Here is a 21,378-nt window from a genome sequence, read left to right as displayed (position 1 = left end):
CCCGCCCCGCCGCGGCCCCGGCCCGCCCCGCTGCCCCCGCGCCGTCCGCACGGGCGCCGCGCGCCGCCCGCCCGGCCACGCCGACCAGCGTGATCGACGCCGCCCTGCGCGCCGACGGCGCCGAGGTCACCCGGCTGCTCGCCCTGCCGCCCGGCGCCGACCTGGTCCGCTGGTGGTCCGACCTCGTCGCGCCCGCCCGGGCCGGCATCGCCTCGCGCACCGTCCTCGCCCGCCCCGGCGACGAGCCGGACGCGCTCGTCGTCGCCGCGGCGCTCGCGGTGCTGCGGGACCGCTCGGGCCGCGTGCCGCGGCACCCGTCGCGCCGCCGGATCGTCCTGCTGCTCGCCGCGCCGGGTGAACCTCGGCCGCTCTCGCTGCACGTGCTCGCGGGCGCGCTCGCCGACGCGGGGGTCGACGCGCGCGTCGTCGCGGGGCCCACGGGCCGGCACCGGCTGCTCGAGATCGCGGCCATGACGTCCCCCTCCGCGGTCGTGCTGCTGAGCGAGCAGACCGCCCCGGACCTGGGCCTCGTCGGCGCGGTGGCGGAGGCGCAGCCCGAGCTGCCGGTGTTCGTGATGGTGCCCGGCGAGGCCGCCGAGCAGGTCCCGCTCGGCCGCCAGGTGCACCGCGTCCGGACGGTCCCGGGCCTGGTCCACGAGGTGCTGGCCGTCTGCGCCTGACCCCTCGGTTGCCCCAGGACGCTAACGTCGGGCCCGATCCGGCCGATACAGGAAGGAAGCCGGATCCGCCAGGGTCACGGCACAGGCGGAAGGCGGAGGTCGATGGCGGGCGTCGTGGTGTGCCACGGATCGACGGCGGTGCGGGAGCGCATCGTCCTGACGGCACTCGGTGTGCCCGCGCTGGCCCCGGTGCGCGCGGCGGCGTCCGTGGACGAGCTGGTCACGCTGGCGCGGCGGGTGCCGCCGACCATCGTGCTCCTCGACGCGCACCTGCCGTCGCCGGGCCCGGTCGAGGCGATCCGGCGGCTGCGGGCGGTGCCGTCCCAGTCGACGGTCGTCATGCTCGCGGTGCCGGGCGACGAGATCGCGCTGGACCGGGCGATCGCGCTCGGGGCCCGTGGCTACCTCGCGCCCGACGTCGGCCGCGCGGAGCTGGCGGCGGTCGCCGCGCACATCCTGGCCAGCCCGGCCGTCCCGGTCGCCGGCGGCGGCGGGTCGCACGAGGGCCTCGCGGTGGCCAACGGCGCCGTCGGCAGCGCGCCGACGCCCGTGGTCACCCGCGCCGACCTGCCGGTGCAGGCGACCGGCGGCACCGAGGTCTCGCTGACCAAGCGCGAGGTGGAGGTGCTGGTCGGCATGAGCAACGGCCGGTCCAACGCCCAGATCGGCCAGGAGCTGTTCCTGTCCGAGGACACGATCAAGACCCACGCGCGCCGGCTGTTCCGCAAGCTCGGCGCCGCCGACCGCGCGCAGGCCGTGGCCATCGGGCTGCGCCGGGGCCTGATCCGCTGACCGGCGGGCGCCGCGGACCCCGCGGCGCCCGGGGCCACCGTCGCGCAGGTCACCCCGCCGGGCGGCCGGGTGGCACGAGCGACGGCCGTATCATTCTGGGATGACCGACCTGGGTACCCCTGGATCCTCCGCGCCTGCCGACCCGTTCGGCTTCATCGGTCTCACCTACGACGACGTCCTGCTGCTCCCGGGCGAGACGGACGTCATCCCGAGCGAGGTCGACACCACGACCCGGCTCACGCGTGAGATCTCCCTGTCGATCCCGCTCGTGTCCGCCGCCATGGACACCGTCACCGAGTCGCGCATGGCCATCGCGCTGGCGCGCCAGGGCGGCATCGGCGTGCTGCACCGCAACCTGTCCATCGAGGCGCAGGCCCACCAGGTCGACCTGGTGAAGCGCTCCGAGTCCGGCATGGTGTCCGACCCCGTGACCGTGGGCCCCGACGCGACGCTGGCCGAGCTCGACGCCCTGTGCGCCAAGTACCGGGTGTCCGGCCTGCCGGTCGTGGACGCCGACCGCCGCCTGCTCGGCATCATCACCAACCGCGACCTGCGGTTCGTGCCGCCGGGCGAGTTCACCACCCGCCGCGTCGCCGACACCATGACGTCGATGCCGCTGGTCACCGGCCCGGTCGGCATCTCGAACGACGACGCCGCGGCGCTGCTCGGCAAGCACAAGGTCGAGAAGCTCCCGCTGGTCGACGCCGACGGCCGCCTGCAGGGCCTCATCACCGTCAAGGACTTCGTGAAGTCCGAGCAGTACCCGCTGGCCACCAAGGACGCGAGCGGCCGCCTGGTCGTCGCCGCGGCCGTCGGGTTCTTCGGCGACGCCTGGGACCGCGTGACCGCGCTGGTCGAGGCCGGCGTCGACGCGCTGGTCGTGGACACCGCGAACGGCCACGCCCGGCTCATGCTCGACATGGTCCGCCGGATCAAGTCCGACCCGGCCACGCGGCACGTGCAGGTCATCGGCGGCAACATCGCGACCCGCGACGGCGCGCAGGCGCTGGTCGACGCGGGCGTGGACGCGGTCAAGGTCGGCGTCGGCCCCGGCTCGATCTGCACCACCCGCGTCGTCGCCGGCGTCGGCGTCCCGCAGGTCACCGCCGTCTACGAGGCGTCGCTCGCCGCGAAGCCCGCGGGCGTGCCGGTCATCGCCGACGGCGGCCTGCAGTACTCCGGCGACATCGCGAAGGCCCTCGTGGCCGGCGCGGACAGCGTCATGGTCGGCGGCCTCATCGCCGGCTGCGACGAGTCGCCGGGCGACCTGGTCTTCGTCAACGGCAAGCAGTTCAAGCGCTACCGCGGCATGGCGTCGCTCGGCGCGATGCAGAGCCGCGGCGACCGCCGGTCGTACTCCAAGGACCGGTACTTCCAGGGCAACCTGTCCGACGACGAGATCATCACCGAGGGCATCGAGGGCCAGGTGCCCTACCGCGGCCCGCTGTCGGCGGTGGCGCACCAGCTGGTCGGCGGCCTGCACCAGTCGATGTTCTACGTCGGCGCGCACACCGTCCCCGAGCTGCAGGCGCGGGGGAAGTTCGTCCGGATCACGCCGGCGGGGCTCAAGGAGAGCCACCCGCACGACGTGCAGATGATCTCGGAGTCCCCGAACTACACGGTGCGCTGAGGCGCGCTGCGCCGAGACGACGACGGGGCCGGGTGCGGATCGCACCCGGCCCCGTCGTCGTGCGCGGGGTCAGTCCCGGAACGTCTCGATCTGCGCGCCCAGCTCGACGAGCCGCTCCTGCAGCCCCTCGTAGCCGCGCGCGATGATGTCGACGTTGCGCAGCACGCTCTCGCCCTTCGCCGCCAGCATCGCCAGCAGGATGACGACGGCGGGCCGCAGCGCCGGCGGGCAGGACACCTCGGCGCCCGACCACCGGGTGGGGCCGGAGACCTGGAGCCGGTGCGCGTCGAGCAGCCGGACGTCGGCGCCGAGCCGGGTCAGGTCGGTCAGGTGGATCGCCCGGCCCTCGTAGACCCAGTCGTGCACGAGCGTCGACCCGGTCGCGCACGCGGCGATCACCGCGAAGAACGGCAGGTTGTCGATGTTGAGGCCCGGGAACGGCATCGGGTGGATCTTGTCGAGCGGCGCGCGCAGGTCGCTCGGGTGCACCGTGATGTCGACGAGCCGGGTGCGGCCGTTGTGCGCGGTGTACTCCTCGGAGAGCGTGTAGCGCAGGCCCATCTCGGTCAGGGTCGCGAGCTCGATCTCCATGAACTCGATCGGCACCCGGCCGACGGTGATCTCCGAGCCGGTGACGATGCCGGCGGTCAGCAGGCTCATGGCCTCGACCGGGTCCTCGGACACCGCGTACTCCACGTCGGCGTCGATCTCGGACCGGCCGTGCACCCGCAGGGTGGTGGTGCCGATGCCCTCGACCCGCACGCCCAGCAGCTCCAGGTAGAAGCACAGGTCCTGGACCATGTAGTTCGGGCTGGCGTTGCGGATGGTGGTGACGCCCGGGCGGCGGGCGGCGGCCATGAGGGCGTTCTCGGTGACGGTGTCGCCGCGCTCGGTGAGCACGATCGACAGGTTCTCGGTGCCGGGGTCCGTGACGCGCGCCAGGTAGCGGCCGCCGCTGGCGGTGACGGACAGCCCGAACGGTCGCAGCGCGATCATGTGCGGCTCGACGGTGCGGGAGCCGAGGTCGCAGCCGCCGGCGTACGGCAGCCGGAACTCGTCCTGCTGCCCCAGCAGCGGCCCGAAGAACATGATGATCGACCGGGTGCGGCGGGCGGCGTCGACGTCGATGGCCTCGAGGTCGAGGTCCTTCGGCACGACGATCTCCAGGTCCCGGCCGTCCTGCGACCACGTGGCGCGCACGCCGACCGAGCGGAGGACGTCGACGATCCGGTCGACCTCGACGATCCGCGCCACGTTCTTCAGCCGGGTGGTGCCGCGGTTGAGCAGCGAGGCGCACAGCAGGGCGACGGCGCCGTTCTTCGAGGTGTTGACGTCGAGCCGGCCCGACAGCCGCTGGCCGCCGCGCACCCGCAGGTGCGTGTGCTGCGGCCCGCCGAGCGTGACGATCGGCGAGTCCAGCGCGGCGCCGATCCGGGTCAGCATGTCGAGGCTGAGGTTCTGCGCGCCCTGCTCGATGCGGTGCACGGCGGACTGGCTGGTGCCGAGGAGCTCGGCGAGCTGGGTCTGCGTCAGGCCGCGGTGGCGGCGCGCGGACCGGACGAGCGAGCCCACGTGCGCGAGCTGCTCCGGGAGGGTCGGGGTGACGACGGGGAGGGACGAGGTCACCGTGGGGACGGCTCCGGTCGTCGGGTTGGTCATGGTCACGACGAGGACGCTATCTCATGGATGAGATATCGGCACGGGGCCGGATGGGGAGATCGTGTGACCGCCCGCGATCTCGGGCAGATCCCGACCTCATGACCGGTGTTGCCCGGCGGCGTTCGCCGCAGGTCAGGCGATCAGCGTGTCCTGGATCGGCCGGCCGGCGAACCGGCGGTCGCGGGCCGGGTCGTGCCGGATCGCCACCGGCTCCGGCGTCACGGGGACCGGGAGCGCGGGCTGCGTGGCGTACCGGCCGGTGAGGCGAGCGGCGAGGCCGGGGGAGGGCGCCGGGGCCGGCTCGGCGGCGGGCCCCGGGGCGGCCGGGGCGGCCAGGGGCTCCAGGGGCGCGCCGGTCCCGGGGGCCCCGGTCGCGGCCGCCGCGCGCGACGCGGCCCGGCTCGGCCAGGTCGACTCCGCGCCCGGTCCGGTGTGGCCGCGCTCGGCGCGCCAGGCGTTGAACGCCTCGGCCCACGCCCGGTGCGCGGTCACCTGGTAGTCGTGCAGCGAGACGAGGTCCAGGTCGCCCAGGTGCGGGAACCGGCCGACGATCCGCTCCAGCACGTCGAGGGTCGCCACGACGTCGACGTCCGCGGTGTGCAGGTCGCCGGTGTCGACCACCTGGTAGACGCCGCACAGGTCGACGAGCTTGCGCTTGCCCGACCGGTACCGGTCCTCGGCGCGGTCCAGCACGAGCGGGTCGATGACCGGGCGCAGCTCGCCGCCGAGGCGGTCCTCGACCGTCGGCAGGTCGTGCCGGCGCAGCTCGGACTCGAGCAGGCACAGGTCGAAGGACGCGTTGTACGCGACGACCGGGACACCGTCGCGGACGGCCTCGGCGATGGCGGCGGCGATCTCGTCGAGCGCGCCGCGCGGCTCGACCCCGTGCTCGCGCGCGTGCTCGGTGCTGATGCCGTGGATCGCGCTCGCGCCCTCCGGGATCTCGACGCCGGGGTCGACCAGCCAGGTCTGCACGTGCGTGCCGTCGCGGTCCCGCCGGACGAGCGCGGCCGTCACGATGCGGTCGTGGTCGGTGTCCACGCCGGTGGTCTCGGTGTCGAACCCCAGCAGCGGCCCGTCGGTCCAGGTCATCGCGTCCCTCTCCTTCCTGCGCGGCCAGCATCGCACCGGCCACCGACGCTCCCGGGGACCCCGCCCGGCGTGTGGCCGGGTGCGGATGCGACGAGCGGCCGTCCGGGTGAGGGTGGAGGCAGCCCCCGCGGACCGCGGGGGGACCCCCCGGAAGGAGTCGTCATGGCCCGCCTGACCGGCCGAACCGTCGCGTTCCTCACCAGCGAGAAGGGCATCGAGGAGCCGGAGCTCACGAAGCCCTGGCAGGCCGTCGTCGACGAGGGCGGCACCGCCGTCCTCGTGTCCGCCGAGGCCGGCACCGTCCGTGCCGTCAACAACGACCTCGACCCGGGCGGCGAGTACCCGGTCGACCGCACGCTGGACCAGGTGTCCGCGGACGACCTCGACGGCCTCGTCATCCCCGGCGGCACCGTGAACGCCGACACGCTGCGTACCCAGGAGGGCGCCCAGGCGCTCGTGAAGGCGGTCGTCGGCGCCGGCAAGCCCGTCGCGGCGATCTGCCACGGCCCGTGGACCCTGATCGAGGCCGGCGTCGTCGACGGCGTGACCCTCACGTCCTACCCGAGCCTCGCCACCGACCTGCGCAACGCGGGCGCCGACTGGGTCGACCGGGAGGTCGTCGTCGCGCAGACCGGCGGCGCGACGCTGATCACGTCGCGCAACCCCGACGACCTGCCGGCGTTCTGCGCGGCGGTCGTGGACGCGGTCGCGGGCTGAGCCCCGCCCGGCGGCCGCCGGCGCCACCCACGCGGGCCCCGTCGCGGCAGGCGGCGGGGCCCGCGCGGGTCCGTGCGCGCCGGTAGCCTGTCCCGGTGAGCAACGAGATCGAGATCGGCCGCGGCAAGCGGGGACGGCGGGCATTCTCCTTCGACGACGTCGCCGTGGTGCCCTCGCGGCGCACCCGCGACCCGGAGGAGGTGTCGGTCGGCTGGCAGATCGACGCGTACCACTTCGAGCTGCCGGTCCTGGCCGCGCCGATGGACTCCGTCATGAGCCCCGCCACCGCCGTGGCGCTGGGCCGGGCGGGCGGCCTCGGCGTGCTCGACCTCGAGGGCCTGTGGACGCGGTACGAGGACCCGGAGCCGCTGCTCGCGCAGATCGCCGAGCTGCCCGAGGCCGAGGCGACCGCCCGGATGCAGGAGATCTACTCCGCCCCCATCCAGCCCGAGCTGATCCGCCGCCGGGTCGGCGAGGTCCGCGACGCGGGCGTGACGGTCGCCGGCGCGCTGTCGCCGCAGCGCACCCAGGAGTTCTGGAAGGACGTCGTCGACGCGGGCGTCGACCTGTTCGTCATCCGCGGCACCACCGTGTCGGCCGAGCACGTGTCCGGCCGCGCCGAGCCGCTCAACCTCAAGCGGTTCATCTACGAGCTCGACGTGCCGGTCATCGTCGGCGGCGCGTCCACCTACACCGCGGCGCTGCACCTCATGCGCACGGGAGCGGCGGGCGTGCTGGTCGGCTTCGGCGGCGGTGCCGCGCACACCACCCGCGTCTCGCTCGGCATCCACGCGCCGATGGCGACCGCCGTGGCCGACGTCGCGGCCGCGCGCCGGGACTACCTGGACGAGTCGGGCGGCCGGTACGTGCACGTCATCGCCGACGGCGGCGTCGGTCGGTCCGGCGACCTGGTCAAGGCGATCGCCTGCGGGGCGGACGCCGTCATGCTCGGCGCCGCCCTGGCCCGCGCGACCGACGCCCCCGGCGGCGGCTGGCACTGGGGCCCGGAGGCGCACCACCCGCACCTGCCGCGCGGCGAGCGGGTGCAGGTCGGCCAGGCCGGCACGCTGGACCAGGTGCTGTTCGGCCCGGGCCACACCGCGGACGGCTCGCTCAACCTCATCGGCGCGCTGCGCCGCGCGATGGCGACCACCGGGTACTCGGACCTCAAGGAGTTCCAGCGGGTGGAGATCGTGGTCTCCCCGTACCAGCCGCGCTGACGCCGGCTCCTGCGCGCCGAGGGCCGCGCGCCTCCCGACCGGGGGAGGTGCGCGGCCCTCGGCCGTCCCGGAGGGCGACCCGGGTCGTGCCGGGCCGCGCCGGGCCGCGCCGGGTCGCGTGGCTGGAACCGGGCGGAGCGTCGTGCCCGAGGCACCTCGGCGTGTCGGGCAGGACGCTCCAGTCGAGCCCGGCGGAGCCCGGTCGATCGCCGACCGGACGTCGGCGGATGCCCGTTTGGTTCCTGTTTGAGTCCGACTCGGTTTGATTGCTTGCGTTTCGGCGCGCGGGTGGGGCATGCTGGTCGGGCGATCTCGCCCAGCGCCGGGCCCCCTCGGTGCCCCGGGCGTCCTCGTGACCGGACCCGGAACCGACGGAGGCGACGTGTACGCAACGGAGCGCCAGCAGCAGATCCTGGCGGCGGCGCGGCGGGACGGGCGCGTGGACGTGGCCTCGCTCGCGACCGCCCTGGACGTCACGCCGGAGACGGTGCGCCGCGACCTCACCGTGCTGGAGCGGCACGGCCTGGTCCGCCGGGTGCACGGTGGGGCGATCCCGGTCGAGCAGCTCGGGTTCGAGCCCGGCCTGGCGCAGCGGGAGGGCCTGCTGTCGGGGGAGAAGGACCGGATCGCCAAGGCCGCGCTCGAGGAGCTCCCGGCCGGCGGCGCGATCATCCTCGACGCCGGCACGACGACGGTGCGGCTCGCGGAGCTGCTGCCGACCGACCGCGAGCTGACCGTCGTCACGCACGCGCTGCCCGTCGCCACCGTGCTCGCGACGCGTCCCGGCATCACGCTGCACCTGGTCGGCGGCACGGTCCGCGGCCGGACGCTCGCCGCGGTCGGCACCTGGGCGCTGCGCGAGCTCGCGGACATCCACGTCGACACGGCGTTCCTCGGCACCAACGGGCTGAGCGTCGAGCACGGGCTCACCACCCCGGACCTCGCGGAGGCGGCGGTCAAGCGGGCACTGGTCACCGCGGCGCGCCGGACGGTCGTCCTCGCCGACCACTCCAAGCTCGGCCGGGCCGACTTCGCGCACGTCGCCGACCTCGCGCAGGTCGACACGCTGGTCACCGACTCCGGGGTGCAGCCCGAGCTCGCCGACGAGGTCGAGGCCGCCGGCCCGCGGGTGGTGCGCGCATGACCGCCGCCCCCGACGCCCCGCGCGTCGTCACCCTCACGCCGAACCCGAGCCTGGACCGGGCGCTGCACCTGGAGCGGCTCGGGGTCGGCGAGGTCAACCGCGCCGCCGCGACCCACCTGCACCCGGGCGGCAAGGGCATCAACGTGTCCCGGGCGCTCGCGGCGCACGGCGTCCCGACCCGGGCGGTCCTGCCGTCCGGCGGCCCCGACGGCGCGCAGGTGGTCGCGCTGCTCGCGGCCCAGGGCGTGGACGCGCGGCCGGTGCCGGTCGCCGGGGACACCCGGTCGAACATCACGCTCACCGAGTCCAGCGGCGCCACGACCAAGATCAACGCGCCCGGAGCCGCGCTGGCGCCCGACGAGGTGGCGGCGCTGCTCGCGGCCGTCGAGTCCGAGCTGCCCGCCGCGTCCGCGGTCGTCGCGGCCGGCAGCCTGCCCGCGGGCCTGGGCGACGACTTCCTCACCGCGGTCGCCGACCTCGGCGCCCGGCACGGCGTCCCGGTCGTGCTGGACACCTCGGGGGCGCCGTTCGCCGCCGCCGTCCGGCACGGCGGGCTGGCACTGGTGAAGCCGAACGACGAGGAGCTGGCCGAGCTGGCCGGGACCGAGCTGGGCACGGTCGGCGACGTCCTCGCCGCGGCCCGCACGGTCCGGGCGCTGGGTACCGACGCGGTCCTGGTGAGCCTCGGCGCGCACGGTGCGCTGCTGGTCGCCGAGGGCGGGTCGTGGTGGGCCGGCGGGCCCCCGCTGGTGCCCGTCTCCACGGTCGGCGCGGGGGACTCCACCCTCGCCGGCTACCTCGCCGCGGCCGGCGACCCGCCGGACCGCCTGCGCCGCGCGGTCGCCTGGGGCCGCGCCGCCGTCCTGCTGCCGGGCAGCGCGGTCCCGCGCCCGTCCGACACCCGTCCCGACGAGGTCGCCGTCGTGGCCGACCCCGACCCCGCGCTCGCGCTGAAGGAGCTGTGACATGAGCCTGCCCCTGACCTCCGCCGACCTCGTCGGCGTCGACCTCGCCGCCGCCGACCGCGACGACGCGACCCGCCGCCTGATCGACCTGCTCGCCGCCGCGGGCCGGGTCACCGACGCCGACGGCTTCCACGCCGACGTGCGGGCACGCGAGGCGCAGATGGCCACCGGCATGCCCGGCGGCGTCGGCCTGCCGCACGCCCGCTCGGAGCACGTCACCGCGCCGAGCCTCGCCGTCGGCAAGCTGCGCGAGCCCGTCGACTGGGGTGCGCCGGACGGCCCGGCCCGCCTGGTGTTCCTCATCGCGGCGCCCGCGGGCGGGGACGCCGACCACCTGCAGATCCTCGCCGCGCTCGCCCGCCGGCTGGTCCACGAGTCCTTCCGGCAGTCGCTGCTCGACGCCCCCGACGCCGCCACCGTGGCGGAGATCGTCCAGCGAGAGGTGGTGCCGTCATGAAGTTCGTCGCCGTGTCCTCGTGCCCCACGGGGATCGCCCACACGTACATGGCCGCCGAGGCGCTCGAGCAGGCCGGCAAGGCCGCCGGCCACGAGGTGCACGTCGAGACGCAGGGGGCCGCGGGCTCGACGCCGCTCGACCCCGCGATCATCGCCGCGGCCGACGGCGTCATCTACGCCGCGGACCTCGAGGTGCAGGCCAGGGAGCGGTTCGCCGGCAAGCCGTCGGTCGACGTCGGCGTGAAGAAGGCGGTGCACGACCCGACGGGCGTGCTCGCGCAGGCCGTCGCCGCCGTCGAGGCCGGGGTCCCGGCGGAGGACGCCGCCGCTGCGGGCGCCGCCCCCTCCGCGCCGCGGCCCGCCACGAAGGTCGACGCGAACGCCGGCGTCGGCACCCGGGTCCGGCAGTGGCTGATGACGGGCGTGTCGTACATGATCCCGTTCGTCGCCGCGGGCGGGATCCTCATCGCGCTCGGGTTCATGGTCGCCCAGGTCGCCTGGCCGGGGAACGAGGGCCCCGTCGCGGTGACCGCGGTCCCGGTCGAGGACCTCATCACCTCGTTCAGCATCACCTCCGGCCAGGACTGGGCGGTGCTGCTCTACCAGACCGGCGCGGCCGCCTTCGGCTTCCTCGTCGCGGTGCTGTCCGGGTTCATCGCGTACGCCATCGCCGACCGGCCGGGCCTGGTGCCCGGGTTCGTCGGCGGTGCCATCTCCGTGGTGATCGGCGCGGGCTTCCTCGGCGGCCTGGTCACCGGGTTCGTCGGCGGGTTCCTCGCGCTGTGGATCAGCCGGTGGAAGGTGCCGAAGGGCGTGCGCGGCGTGATGCCGGTCGTGGTGACGCCGCTGCTGTCCTCGCTGCTCACCGGCTTCCTCATGTTCGTGCTCATCGGGCGGCCCATCGCGAACGTCATGGAGGGGCTGACCAGCTGGCTCAACGGCCTGTCCGGCTCGAACCTCGTGCTCATGGGCGCCCTGCTCGGCGCGATGATGGGCTTCGACCTCGGCGGCCCGATCAACAAGGTGGCGTACACCTTCGCGGTCACCGGCCTCGCGACCGGCGGCCTCACCGGCGACGCCGTGCAGTACCGGATCATGGCGGCCGTGATGGCCGCGGGCATGATCGCGCCGCTCGCGATGGCGCTGGCGACCACGGTCCGCAGGGCCCTGTTCACGCACGCCGAGCGGGAGAACGGCAAGGCCGCCTGGCTGCTCGGCCTGTCCTTCATCTCCGAGGGCGCGATCCCGTTCGCCGCGGCCGACCCGTGGCGGGTCATCGTGTCGTCGGTCGTCGGGTCCAGCGCCACCGGCGCGATCGCGATGGCGGTCGGCTCCGGGGTGCGGGCGCCGCACGGCGGCATCTGGGTGCTGCCGCTGATCTCCAACCCGCTGGGCTTCCTGCTGGCGGTCGCGGTCGGCACGGTGGTGACCGCCGGCGTCGTGGTCGTGCTCAAGGGCCTGCGGCCGAACCCCGTCGTCCAGGCGGAGCGCGAGGCCGACGCGGCCGCCGCCACCGCAGGCACGCCGGCCGCCGCGCAGCCCGCCACCGCCTGACGGCACCGGCGTCCCGGGGTCGGCGCGGCCCCGGGACGCCGACGGCGGGACCTCCGCCCCTTTACGGATCCATCTCGACGGGGAGACGCTCACGACATGACCGACACGCAGACCGAGAACTCCGCACCGCCCGCCGCCGGCACGGTCCTGCAGGGGGTGGGCGTCGGCCGCCGCGTCGCCGTCGGCCCGGTGGTGCGGGTGCAGCCCGCGCCCGCCGTGCCCGGGGACGCCCCGGTGCTCCGGGACGGCGCGCCGGTGCCGGCCGAGGAGCTGCCCGACGCCGTCACCGCCGCGTTCGCCGCCGTGGGCGACGGGCTGCGCGAGCAGGCCGGCCGCGCGACCGGCACCGTCGCCGAGGTGCTCGGCGCGACCGCGATGATGGCGGACGACCCCGCGCTGCGGGACCAGGTGCTCGGCCGCGTGCGCGGCGGGGAGCCGCCGGTCGCCGCGATCGACGCCGTCGTCGGGACGTTCGCCGCGATGTTCGAGCAGGCGGGCGGGTACCTGGCCGAGCGGGTCACCGACCTGCGCAGCGTGCGGGACCGGGTCGTCTCCCGGCTCGCGGGCCTGCCGGCCCCCGGCGTGCCCGAGCTGCACGCGCCCTCCGTGGTCGTCGCCCGGGACCTCGCGCCCGCCGACACCGCGGCGCTCGACCTGGAGCGGGTGCTCGCGCTGGTGACCGAGGAGGGCGGCCCGACCGGCCACACCGCGATCATCGCCGGGCAGAACGGCATCCCGTGCGTCGTGCGCGTGACCGGCGCATCGGCGCTCGCCGACGGGTCCGTGGTCGGCGTCGACGCCGCCGCGGGCACCGTGCTGGTCGAGCCGTCGGACGACGACCGCGCCGTCCTCGAGGCCCGCGCGGCCGCCGAACGCGCGCTCGAGTCCGACACCGAGCCGGGTGGCACCGCCGACGGGCACCGGGTGCAGCTGCTCGCCAACATCGGCACCGCCGAGGACGCCGAGAAGCTCGTGGGCGCCGCGGTCGAGGGCGTCGGGCTGTTCCGCACCGAGGTGCTGTTCCTCGGCCGGCAGCAGGCGCCGACGGTCGACGAGCAGGCGGCGGCGTACGCCCGCGTGCTGCGCGCGCTCGGCCCCGACCGCAAGGTCGTCGTCCGGACGCTCGACGCGGGCGCCGACAAGCCGCTGGCGTTCGCGAACCTGCACGCCGAGGAGAACCCCGCGCTGGGCGTCCGCGGCTACCGGCTCGTCCGGTCCGCACCCGCCCTGCTCACCGACCAGCTGACCGCGCTCGCCCGCGCGGGCGAGGAGACCGGCACCCAGCCGTGGGTGATGGCGCCGATGATCGCGACGCCGGCCGAGTCCCGGGCGTTCGCCGACGCCGTGCACGCCGCGGGCCTGCGGACCGCCGGCGTGATGGTCGAGGTCCCCGCCGCCGCGCTGCGGGCAGGCCACGTGCTGGACGAGGTCGACTTCGTCTCGCTCGGCACCAACGACCTCGCGCAGTACACGATGGCCGCCGACCGGCTGCTCGGCGAGCTCGTCGACCTGCTCGACGCCTGGCAGCCCGCGGTCCTGGAGCTCGTCGCGGCGACCGCGCGGGCCGGTGCGGCCGCGGGCAAGCCGGTGGGGGTGTGCGGCGAGTCGGCGTCCGACCCGCTGATGGCGCTCGTGCTGACGGGGCTGGGCGTGACCAGCCTGTCCATGTCCCCGGCCGCGCTGCCCGCGGTCCGGTTCGCGCTGCGCCGGCACACGCTGGAGGCGTGCCGCGCCATGGCGGAGGCGGCGCTCGCGGCGGCGGACCCGGCCGCGGGGCGCGCGGCGGTGGCGGGCCTCCTGGACCCGGAGGCGCGGGCGACGCTGGGCGTGTAGCCACCGGCGACGGTGCACGAGACACCCCGCGGGTGCCCCCGGTGAGGGCCCCGCGGACGTGTCTCGTGCACCCCCGCGCGGTCAGGCCGCCGCGCGCGCCCTCGTGCGGGCCGGGGTCTCGCCGACGACGGCGCGGTACCGGCGCGTGAAGTGCGTCTGGTCGACGTAGCCGAGGTCCGCGGCCAGGCCGGCCAGGTCGGTGTCGGGATGGGCGAACGGGGCCGAGGCGGCCTGCAGCCGGTCGAGCGTGCCGTCGCGGCGGGGGCGACGCTGCGCGAGCCCGTGGCCACGTTCGTGTCCGGCGACCGGTACGGCTCGGTGGTCGACCCGTTCGGCGTGCGGTGGACCGTGATGACCCGGGTCGAGGACCTGTCGCCCGAGGAGTCGGCGCGGCGCGTGGCGGCCTGGGCGGCGGAGCAGGGCTGAGCCCCCGGCGGCCGCCGCCCGGTGCGCGGGGCACGTCCGGAGCGCCCTCCTCGGCGGCACCGCTGGCGTGTCCCGGGCGCCCGGGCGCGTAGCCTGGCCGCATGGTGGCCGACCACGGCGTGCTGGACCCGGAGACCGACCCGCTCGCGACCTTCGTGCTGGAGCCCGACGACCTGCGCGAGCTCGCCGGCCGGGTCGTGGGCTCGCCGGAGGCGGGGACGCGGACGCACCACGCGCCGTGGACCCGCGCGCCGCTGGCGACGCTCCCGCAGTCCACCGCGGAGGACGTCGCCCGGGCGGCGCGCGCGGCCCGCGCCGCGCAGCGCCGGTGGGGCGCCGTCCCCGCCCGGGACCGGGCGCGGCTGCTGCTGCGGGTGCACGACCTCCTGCTCGAGCGGCAGAGCGACGTGCTCGACCTGGTCCAGCTGGAGAACGGCAAGGCGCGCGGGGCCGCGTACGAGGAGGTCGCCGACGTCGCGCTGGTGGCGCGGCACCTCGGCCGGGCCGCCCCGCGGTACCTGGCGCCCGAGCGCCGCCCCGGCCTGGTGCCCGGCCTGACCTCCGTGCGGGTGCGGCACGACCCGGTCGGCGTCGTCGGGGTCGTCGCGCCGTGGAACTACCCGCTGAGCCTGACGCTCGGGGACGTCCTGCCCGCGCTCGCGGCCGGGGACGCCGTGCTGCTGCGGCCGGACCCGCAGACGCCGCTGACCGCGCTCTGGGTCGTCGAGCTGCTCGAGGACGCCGGGATGCCGCGCGGGCTCGTGCAGGTCGTGCTCGGCGACGGGCCGACGGTCGGCGCCGCGGTCGTCGACCACGTGGACCACGTGGTGTTCACCGGGTCCACGGAGACGGGCCGGGTCGTCGCCGCGCGGGCGGCCGAGCGCCTGGTGCCGAGCACGCTCGAGCTCGGCGGCAAGAACGGGATGTACGTCGCCGAGGACGTGGACGTCGAGGCGGCGGCGGAGGGCGCGGTGCGCGCGTGCTTCGGCGGCACGGGTCAGCTGTGCATGTCCGTCGAGCGGCTGTACGTGCACCGGGACGTCCACGACGCCTTCGCGGCCGCGTTCGCCCGGCGCACCCGCGCCCTGCGCGTCGGCACGGGCCTGGACCACCGCGCGGACATCGGGTCGCTGACCTCGGCGGAGCAGCTGGCCCGGGTGGTCGAGCACGTCGAGGACGCGCTGTCGGGCGGCGCCCGGGTGCTCGCGGGCGGGGTCCACCGGACCGACCTCGGGCCCTACGTGTACGAGCCGACGGTGCTGGAGGGCGTCGGGGAGCACGCCCGCGCATCCCGCGACGAGACGTTCGGGCCGGTCGTCGCGCTGTCGCCGGTGGCCTCGGACGACGAGGCGGTCGCGGCGCTGAACGACTCGGCGTACGCGCTCAACGCGTCGGTGTGGACCCGCTCGACCCGGCGGGGTGCGGCGCTCGCGGCCCGGCTGCGCGCGGGCAGCGTGAACGTCAACGACGGGTACCAGGCGTCCTGGGGCTCGGTCGCGGCGCCGCAGGGCGGGCGCGGGGCGTCCGGCTGGGGCCACCGGCACGGGCGCGAGGGGCTGCTCGCGCTCACCGCGACGCGGACCGTGGCGGTGCAGCGGGGCGTGCACGGGGTGCGGGTCGGCGGGCGGACGGTCCTGCCGCCGCTCGGCCCCGGGCGGGTGCTGTCCGGGGACCCCGAGCGGTGGACCGCCGCGGCCACGGCGGTGCTGCGCGCCGCCCGCGGGGCGCGGCTGCGCTGACGCGCGTCCCGGCGCCGCGCCGGCCGCCGAGTCTCCCTCCCGGGACTGCCCTCGGCTCGTCCGCCGGAGGCGAGGAACGGAGACTCGGCGCCGAGCGCCGCGCCCGCGCGTCAGCTCGGCTGGCGGGCCGCCGAGGTGCCCGCCGAGGGCGTGCGGGGCGCGGTCACGTCCGCGGCCCGCGGCGCGACCCCGGGCGGCCGCGCGGGCGGCGAGCCGTCGAACACGACCTGGTCCCGGCCCTGCCGCTTCGCGCGGTAGAGCGCGGCGTCGGCGCGGGCGGCCAGCGCCTCCGGGGTCTCGTCCAGCGCGGCCATCGCGCCGCCGGAGCTCATCGTGACGCGCAGGCCCGGCGACAGCTCGTGCCAGGGGTAGCCGGCGATGGTCGCGCGCATGCGCTCGCACACGGCCTGCGCCTGCTCGTGCGGCGAGTCGAGCAGCACCAGCGTGAACTCCTCGCCGCCGACCCGGGCGGTGGCGTCGCCGACGCGCACCGCGCTGGTCATGATCTGGGCGACCCGGCGCAGCACCTCGTCGCCGACCGGGTGCGAGTGCTCGTCGTTCACGGCCTTGAACAGGTCGAGGTCGGCGACCACGTAGGCGAGCTCCGCCTCGCGGCCGAGCCGGGCCGCGAGCACGGCGTCCAGCCCGCGGCGGTTGAGCAGGCCGGTGAGCGGGTCGTGCGCGGCGTCGTGCCGGAGCGTCTCGTTCAGCGCCGTGAGTTCGGCGGCGCGCTTGCGCGCCTGGTCGCGGGCCTGGCGCACCCGCTCCACGTCCAGCTGCGCGTTCACGACGATGCCGCGGCGCTCGGCGGCCTGGTCGCGCTGGGCCATGACGGCCTCGTGGTACCGGCGGTGGGTGCCGAGGGCCGCCCGCAGGTCGCCGGCGTCCTCGTGCACCTGCACCAGCTCCAGCAGCAGGTCGGCGCGCTCCATCGGGCGCAGCGACTGCTCGGTCAGCTGCAGGCCCTCGGTGAGGGTCGCGACGGCGCCGGCGTGGTCGCCCCGCATCCGCCGGAGCCGCCCGAGCGCCGCGTGGTACCGGATCGTGAGGTACCGCGCGGCGACCCGGGGGAGCGCGGTCGCCACGTCGGCGAGGGTGTCGTCGGCGGCGTCCAGGTCGTCCCGGGCCATGTACGCGCGGGCCAGCCGCACCTGCGCCTCGGCCGCCATGCGCGGGTTGCCGGTGTCGTCGGCGTGGGCCCCCGGGGCGCCCTGGGCCGCCGCGAGCCCGCGCAGCGCGGACTGCACGGCCCGGTCGGCCAGTGCGCGGGCGCGACCCGGGTCCGTGGTGCGGAGCGCCTCGCTCTCGTCGGTGTCGAGCTTGGCGAGGCCCGACAGCGTGGCGCAGGTGCCGTCCGGGCGGTCGAGCTCGGGCCACAGCCGGGCGGCCTCGTCGAGCAGCTCCCGCGCCTTCTCCGGGAACCGGCCCATGGAGATGTACATGTCCGCGAGGTTGTTGAGCGCCGCGGCCAGGCCCTCGGTGTCGCCCAGCTCGCGGCGGATCGCCAGCGACCGGTCGAGCAGCTCCAGGGCGGACAGGTTGTCGCCGAACCCGTTGTACACCGCGGCGAGGCCCTGCAGCAGCCGGCCCTCCCACGCGCGCAGCCCGTGGCTGGTCGCGAGCTCCAGCGCGCGCTCGATCGCCGACAGCGCGAGCGCGTCCTCGCCCAGCAGGTGGTGCGCCCAGCCGCCGTTGTACTCCAGCTCGATGATGACGGGCACGGCGCCCTCGTCGCGGGCGCGGTCCAGAAGGTCGGGGAGCGCGGCGACGCACTGCGCGGGCGCGCTGTCGCAGAGCCGGTCGACCCTGTCCAGCTCCGAGCGCCAGAAGGACGCGCGGTCCTCCTCGTTGCCCGGGGCATGCGTCATGCTCGTCGTATCGGCCGCACCCCCCGGGCGCTCAAGGCGTCGACCGGGTGAATTGAACCGACCGGTCAGGTGCCCTCGGGGCGGCGAGAGCGTGACGCGGTGAGGGCCCGTCCCGGGACGTGCCGGGGCGGGCCCTCGCGGGGGTGCGGGCGGGGTCAGCCGATCGCCGCGACGGACTGCCGCGCGATCTCCAGCTCCTCGTTCGTCGGGATCACCAGCACGGTGACCTCGGCCCCGTCGGGGGAGATGACCGTCGGCTGCTTCTTGCGGCCGGCGTTGCGCTCCGGGTCGACCTGGATGCCGAGGCGCTCCAGGCCGGCGAGGGCGTTGAGCCGGACGATGTCGTCGTTCTCGCCGATGCCGGCGGTGAACGTGATGACGTCGACGTGGCCGAGCTCGGCGTAGTACTTGCCGACGTAGCCCTTGATCCGGTGGTAGTACACGTCGAGCGCGGTCTTCACGCGCTCGTCGCCGTTCGCCACGGCGTCGTGCACGTCGCGCATGTCGGTGTAGCCCGACAGGCCGAGCATCCCGGACTTCCGGTTCAGCAGCTCGTCGAGCTGGTCGATCGTGTAGCCGCCGACACGGGCCAGGTGGAACAGCACCGCCGGGTCGATGTCGCCGGACCGGGTGCCCATGACGAGGCCCTCGAGCGGGGTGAGGCCCATCGAGGTGTCGATGCACTCGCCGCCGCGCACGGCCGACGCGGAGGCGCCGTTGCCGAGGTGCAGGACGATCGTGTTGAGCTCCTCGACCGGCCTGCCGAGGAAGTCGGCGGTCGCGCGGGACACGTACAGGTGCGACGTGCCGTGCGCGCCGTACCGGCGGATCTTGAACTCCTTCGCGACCTGCTCGTCGATCGCGTAGGTGTACGCGGCCGGCGGCATGGTGCGGTGGAACGCGGTGTCGAAGATCGCCACGTGCGGGATGTTCGGGAACGCGTGCCGGGCCGCCTCGATGCCGGCGACGTTCGCCGGGTTGTGCAGCGGGGCGAGCGGGGACAGCGCGTCGATCTGCGCGAGCACCTCGTCGTCGATCACGGCCGGGCCGTCGAAGACGTCGCCGCCCTGGACGACGCGGTGGCCCACGGCGGTGAGGTCGGCCTCGCGGAGCTGCGGGCCCTGCTGCTCGAACAGGTCGAGGACGAGGCGCATGCCGGTCTCGTGGTCCGGGACGGCCTGCTCGAGGACGGTCTCCCCGGAGGGGCCCTCGTGCTTGACCTTGCCCACCTCGAGGCCGATGCGCTCGACGATGCCGCTGGCGAGCGCGTCGCCGCTCGTCGCGTCCACGAGCTGGTACTTGATGGACGAGGAGCCGGAGTTGATGACGAGGACGTGGTTCACTTCGAGCCTTCCGGGGTCGCGCCCATGGCCTGGGCCTGGATCGCCGTGATGGCGACGGTGTTGACGATGTCCTGCACCAGGGCGCCCCGGGACAGGTCGTTGACCGGCTTGCGCAGGCCCTGGAGCACCGGGCCGACCGCCACGGCGCCGGCGGAGCGCTGCACGGCCTTGTAGGTGTTGTTGCCGGTGTTGAGGTCCGGGAACACGAAGACGGTGGCGCGGCCCGCGACGGCGGAGTCGGGCATCTTGGTCTGGGCGACCGAGGCGTCCACGGCGGCGTCGTACTGGATCGGGCCCTCGACGTTCAGGTCGGGGCGGCGCTCGCGGACGAGCTCGGTGGCGGTGCGGACCTTGTCGACGTCGGCGCCCGAGCCGGACGAGCCGGTGGAGTAGGACAGCATCGCGATGCGCGGCTCGATGCCGAACTGCGCGGCGGTCTCGGCCGACGAGATCGCGATGTCCGCGAGCTGCTCGGCGGTCGGGTCCGGGTTCACGGCGCAGTCGCCGTAGACCAGCACGCGGTCCTCGAGGCACATGAGGAACACCGACGACACGACCGAGGTGCCCGGGGTGGTCTTGATGATCTCGAAGGACGGCTTGATGGTGTGCGCCGTGGTGTGCGCGGCGCCGGAGACCATGCCGTCGGCCAGGCCGAGCTGCACCATCATCGTGCCGAAGTAGGACACGGAGGACACGATCTCGCGCGCGCGCTCGACGGTCATGCCCTTGTGCTTGCGCAGCTCGGTGTACTCGGCGGCGAACCGCTCCAGCAGCTGGCCGGCCTTCGGGTCGATGACCTTCGCGGCGGACAGGTCCAGCCCGAGCTCGGTGGCGCGGGTCCGGATGGCGGCCTCGTCGCCGAGGATCGTCAGGTCGGCGACCTCGCGCTGCAGCAGCGTGGAGGCCGCGCGGAGGATGCGGTCGTCGCTGCCCTCGGGCAGGACGACGTGCTTGCGGTCCGACCGCGCCCGGTCGAGCAGCTCGTACTCGAACATGAGCGGGGTGACGACCTCGGGAGCCGGCACCTCGAGGGCGGCCAGGGCCTCCTCGGCGTCGGTGTGCTTCTCGAACAGGGCGAGGGCGGTGTCGACCTTGCGCTGCGAGTCGGCGGACAGCCGGCCGCGGGTGCCGGCGGCGGCGCTGGCCGAGCCGAACGTGCCGAGGTGCGTGCGGATCACCGGCAGCTTGCTGCGCAGGCCGTCGACCAGGCGGGACACGATCGCCGGCGGCTCGAACCCGCCGTTGAGGATGATGCCGGACAGCGACGGGAAGCCGTCGGCCGCGTGCGCCATGAGCAGGCCGAGCAGGATGTCGGACCGGTCGCCCGGGACGATGACGACGACGCCGTCGGAGAGCCGCTCCAGCAGGTGCTCGATCGACATGGCGCCGACCAGGACCTCGGTGGCCTCGCGGGAGAGCAGCTCGGCGTCGCCGCCGACGAGCGACCCCTCGACCGACTCCATGAGCTGGCGGACGGTGGGGGCCACGAGGAACGGCTCCTCGGGCAGCGCCCACGCGGTGGCGCGGGTGGACAGCTCGGCGCGGACCGCGTCGAGGGACGCCGGGTCGCACCGGTTCGCGACGATCGCGACGACCTGCGCGTGGCCGGCCTCGAGCTCGGCCGCCGCGACCTCGGCGACCTGGCGGACCTCCTCGGGCGAGCGGCCCTGGCCCTTGACGCACAGCAGCACCGGCGCGCCGAGGTTGGCGGCGATCCGCGCGTTGAAGCCCAGCTCGGCCGGGCCGGCGATGTCGGTGTAGTCCGTGCCGACGATGACGACGACGTCGCAGTCGCGCGCCATCGCGTGGTACCGCTGCACGATCGTGGCCAGCGCGGCCTCGGGGTCGGCGTGCACCGACTCGTAGGTCGTGCCGATGCAGTCCTCGTAGGACAGGTCGACGCCGTCGTGGGCGAGCAGCAGCTCCAGCACGTAGTCGGGGGTCTCGGTGGACCGGGCGATCGGCCGGTACACGCCGACCTTCTGCACGGTCCGGGTCAGCAGGTCGACGAGGCCGAGGGCGACGGTCGACTTGCCGGTGTCCCCCTCCGGGGACGTGACGTAGATGCTGCGGGCCACGGGTGGGCTTCTTCCTGTGTCGGCAGGACCGGGGTCGCCGGTCGTCATGGTCGTGGGATGAATTCTGCCGGACGACGGCCGCCTGGTCAGCGACGCGGGCGGGTGACGAGGGCCACCCGGGGCCGTTCCCGGACGCGCCGGGACGGACCGCTGTGACCTAGGTCCCAGAAGGCCGACGGCCC

General features: G+C 75.7%; 15 protein-coding genes and 2 pseudogenes. 12 read left to right on the top strand and 5 right to left on the bottom strand.

From position 1 onward, the window contains the following. The 3 genes and pseudogenes from Cpa01nite_RS03605 to guaB form a co-directional block, all read left to right on the top strand. A pseudogene (locus Cpa01nite_RS03605) lies at positions 1 to 680 on the top strand (MerR family transcriptional regulator); the annotation flags it as partial. 102 nt (positions 681 to 782) lie between these two features. Next, positions 783 to 1,472, top strand: coding sequence for a response regulator transcription factor (locus tag Cpa01nite_RS03600; RefSeq protein WP_203667382.1), 690 nt, complete (start codon positions 783 to 785; stop codon positions 1,470 to 1,472). A 100-nt stretch (positions 1,473 to 1,572) separates the two neighbouring features. Next, positions 1,573 to 3,102 (top strand): IMP dehydrogenase, encoded by a 1,530-nt coding sequence (guaB, locus tag Cpa01nite_RS03595; RefSeq protein ID WP_203667381.1) that lies wholly within the window; start codon positions 1,573 to 1,575, stop codon positions 3,100 to 3,102. Positions 3,103 to 3,171: 69 nt separating this feature from the next. Here the strand turns inward: guaB and Cpa01nite_RS03590 are convergent, their stop codons facing one another. Together Cpa01nite_RS03590 and Cpa01nite_RS03585 are read right to left on the bottom strand one after the other, a co-directional pair. Next, on the bottom strand, positions 3,172 to 4,761 hold the full coding sequence (locus tag Cpa01nite_RS03590) for a helix-turn-helix domain-containing protein (protein ID WP_203667399.1): 1,590 nt from the start codon (positions 4,759 to 4,761) through the stop codon (positions 3,172 to 3,174). 132 nt (positions 4,762 to 4,893) lie between these two features. Then, positions 4,894 to 5,853 (bottom strand): exonuclease domain-containing protein, encoded by a 960-nt coding sequence (locus tag Cpa01nite_RS03585; protein ID WP_203667380.1) that lies wholly within the window; start codon positions 5,851 to 5,853, stop codon positions 4,894 to 4,896. A gap of 162 nt (positions 5,854 to 6,015) precedes the next feature. On the opposite strand from Cpa01nite_RS03585, the gene Cpa01nite_RS03580 reads away from it, so the two are divergent. From Cpa01nite_RS03580 to Cpa01nite_RS03540, 9 genes and pseudogenes are all read left to right on the top strand, one after another. Continuing rightward, the gene (locus Cpa01nite_RS03580) at positions 6,016 to 6,570 is read left to right on the top strand and encodes a type 1 glutamine amidotransferase domain-containing protein (protein ID WP_203667379.1); all 555 of its coding nucleotides are present in this window, start codon (positions 6,016 to 6,018) and stop codon (positions 6,568 to 6,570) included. A gap of 95 nt (positions 6,571 to 6,665) precedes the next feature. Beyond that, a complete protein-coding gene (locus tag Cpa01nite_RS03575) occupies positions 6,666 to 7,790 on the top strand; it encodes a GuaB3 family IMP dehydrogenase-related protein (protein WP_203667378.1) in 1,125 nt (374 codons plus the stop codon). A gap of 382 nt (positions 7,791 to 8,172) precedes the next feature. Continuing rightward, complete coding sequence (locus Cpa01nite_RS03570; RefSeq protein ID WP_203667377.1) at positions 8,173 to 8,934, top strand: DeoR/GlpR family DNA-binding transcription regulator; 762 nt, start codon at positions 8,173 to 8,175, stop codon at positions 8,932 to 8,934. Next, positions 8,931 to 9,899, top strand: coding sequence for a 1-phosphofructokinase (pfkB, locus tag Cpa01nite_RS03565; protein WP_203667376.1), 969 nt, complete (start codon positions 8,931 to 8,933; stop codon positions 9,897 to 9,899). The genes Cpa01nite_RS03570 and pfkB overlap by 4 nt, the downstream gene beginning before the upstream one ends. A 1-nt stretch (position 9,900) precedes the next feature. Beyond that, positions 9,901 to 10,356 (top strand): PTS sugar transporter subunit IIA, encoded by a 456-nt coding sequence (locus tag Cpa01nite_RS03560; protein WP_203667375.1) that lies wholly within the window; start codon positions 9,901 to 9,903, stop codon positions 10,354 to 10,356. Continuing rightward, positions 10,353 to 11,909, top strand: a complete 1,557-nt coding sequence (locus Cpa01nite_RS03555) for a PTS fructose transporter subunit IIC (protein ID WP_203667374.1) — start codon at positions 10,353 to 10,355, stop codon at positions 11,907 to 11,909. Before Cpa01nite_RS03560 ends, Cpa01nite_RS03555 begins: the two co-directional genes overlap by 4 nt. A 96-nt stretch (positions 11,910 to 12,005) precedes the next feature. Then, positions 12,006 to 13,742 carry a phosphoenolpyruvate--protein phosphotransferase gene (gene ptsP / locus Cpa01nite_RS03550; protein WP_203667373.1) on the top strand — a complete coding sequence of 579 codons (1,737 nt, stop codon included), beginning with the start codon at positions 12,006 to 12,008 and terminating at the stop codon, positions 13,740 to 13,742. 240 nt (positions 13,743 to 13,982) lie between these two features. Next, positions 13,983 to 14,168: pseudogene (locus Cpa01nite_RS18485) on the top strand (VOC family protein); the annotation flags it as partial. 101 nt (positions 14,169 to 14,269) lie between these two features. Then, entirely contained in the window at positions 14,270 to 15,907 is a 1,638-nt protein-coding gene (locus tag Cpa01nite_RS03540; RefSeq protein ID WP_203667371.1) for a succinic semialdehyde dehydrogenase, read from the top strand. A gap of 110 nt (positions 15,908 to 16,017) precedes the next feature. Here Cpa01nite_RS03540 and Cpa01nite_RS03535 read toward each other — a convergent pair whose 3' ends face one another. From Cpa01nite_RS03535 to pta, 3 genes are all read right to left on the bottom strand, one after another. Continuing rightward, on the bottom strand, positions 16,018 to 17,775 hold the full coding sequence (locus Cpa01nite_RS03535) for a tetratricopeptide repeat-containing diguanylate cyclase (protein WP_203667370.1): 1,758 nt from the start codon (positions 17,773 to 17,775) through the stop codon (positions 16,018 to 16,020). A 155-nt stretch (positions 17,776 to 17,930) separates the two neighbouring features. Further along, positions 17,931 to 19,118, bottom strand: a complete 1,188-nt coding sequence (locus Cpa01nite_RS03530) for an acetate/propionate family kinase (protein ID WP_203667369.1) — start codon at positions 19,116 to 19,118, stop codon at positions 17,931 to 17,933. Further along, positions 19,115 to 21,196 (bottom strand): phosphate acetyltransferase, encoded by a 2,082-nt coding sequence (gene pta, locus Cpa01nite_RS03525; protein WP_203667368.1) that lies wholly within the window; start codon positions 21,194 to 21,196, stop codon positions 19,115 to 19,117. Before pta ends, Cpa01nite_RS03530 begins: the two co-directional genes overlap by 4 nt. Positions 21,197 to 21,378: the final 182 nt, after the last annotated feature.

It is taken from the genome of Cellulomonas pakistanensis, from assembly GCF_016862755.1.
GTDB classification, from domain to species: domain Bacteria; phylum Actinomycetota; class Actinomycetes; order Actinomycetales; family Cellulomonadaceae; genus Cellulomonas; species Cellulomonas pakistanensis.
The sequence above is the reverse complement of the archived record's forward strand: the minus strand, read 5'-3'. Positions and strand labels throughout refer to the sequence as shown.

Coding starts and splice junctions, on each gene's coding strand:
- Cpa01nite_RS03600 (WP_203667382.1), top strand. CDS start 783: ATGGCGGGCGTCGTGGTGTGCCACGGATCGACGGCGGTGCGGGAGCGC.
- guaB (WP_203667381.1), top strand. CDS start 1,573: ATGACCGACCTGGGTACCCCTGGATCCTCCGCGCCTGCCGACCCGTTC.
- Cpa01nite_RS03590 (WP_203667399.1), bottom strand. CDS start 4,761: ATGACCAACCCGACGACCGGAGCCGTCCCCACGGTGACCTCGTCCCTC.
- Cpa01nite_RS03585 (WP_203667380.1), bottom strand. CDS start 5,853: ATGACCTGGACCGACGGGCCGCTGCTGGGGTTCGACACCGAGACCACC.
- Cpa01nite_RS03580 (WP_203667379.1), top strand. CDS start 6,016: ATGGCCCGCCTGACCGGCCGAACCGTCGCGTTCCTCACCAGCGAGAAG.
- pfkB (WP_203667376.1), top strand. CDS start 8,931: ATGACCGCCGCCCCCGACGCCCCGCGCGTCGTCACCCTCACGCCGAAC.
- Cpa01nite_RS03560 (WP_203667375.1), top strand. CDS start 9,901: ATGAGCCTGCCCCTGACCTCCGCCGACCTCGTCGGCGTCGACCTCGCC.
- Cpa01nite_RS03555 (WP_203667374.1), top strand. CDS start 10,353: ATGAAGTTCGTCGCCGTGTCCTCGTGCCCCACGGGGATCGCCCACACG.
- ptsP (WP_203667373.1), top strand. CDS start 12,006: ATGACCGACACGCAGACCGAGAACTCCGCACCGCCCGCCGCCGGCACG.
- Cpa01nite_RS03540 (WP_203667371.1), top strand. CDS start 14,270: ATGGTGGCCGACCACGGCGTGCTGGACCCGGAGACCGACCCGCTCGCG.
- Cpa01nite_RS03535 (WP_203667370.1), bottom strand. CDS start 17,775: ATGACGCATGCCCCGGGCAACGAGGAGGACCGCGCGTCCTTCTGGCGC.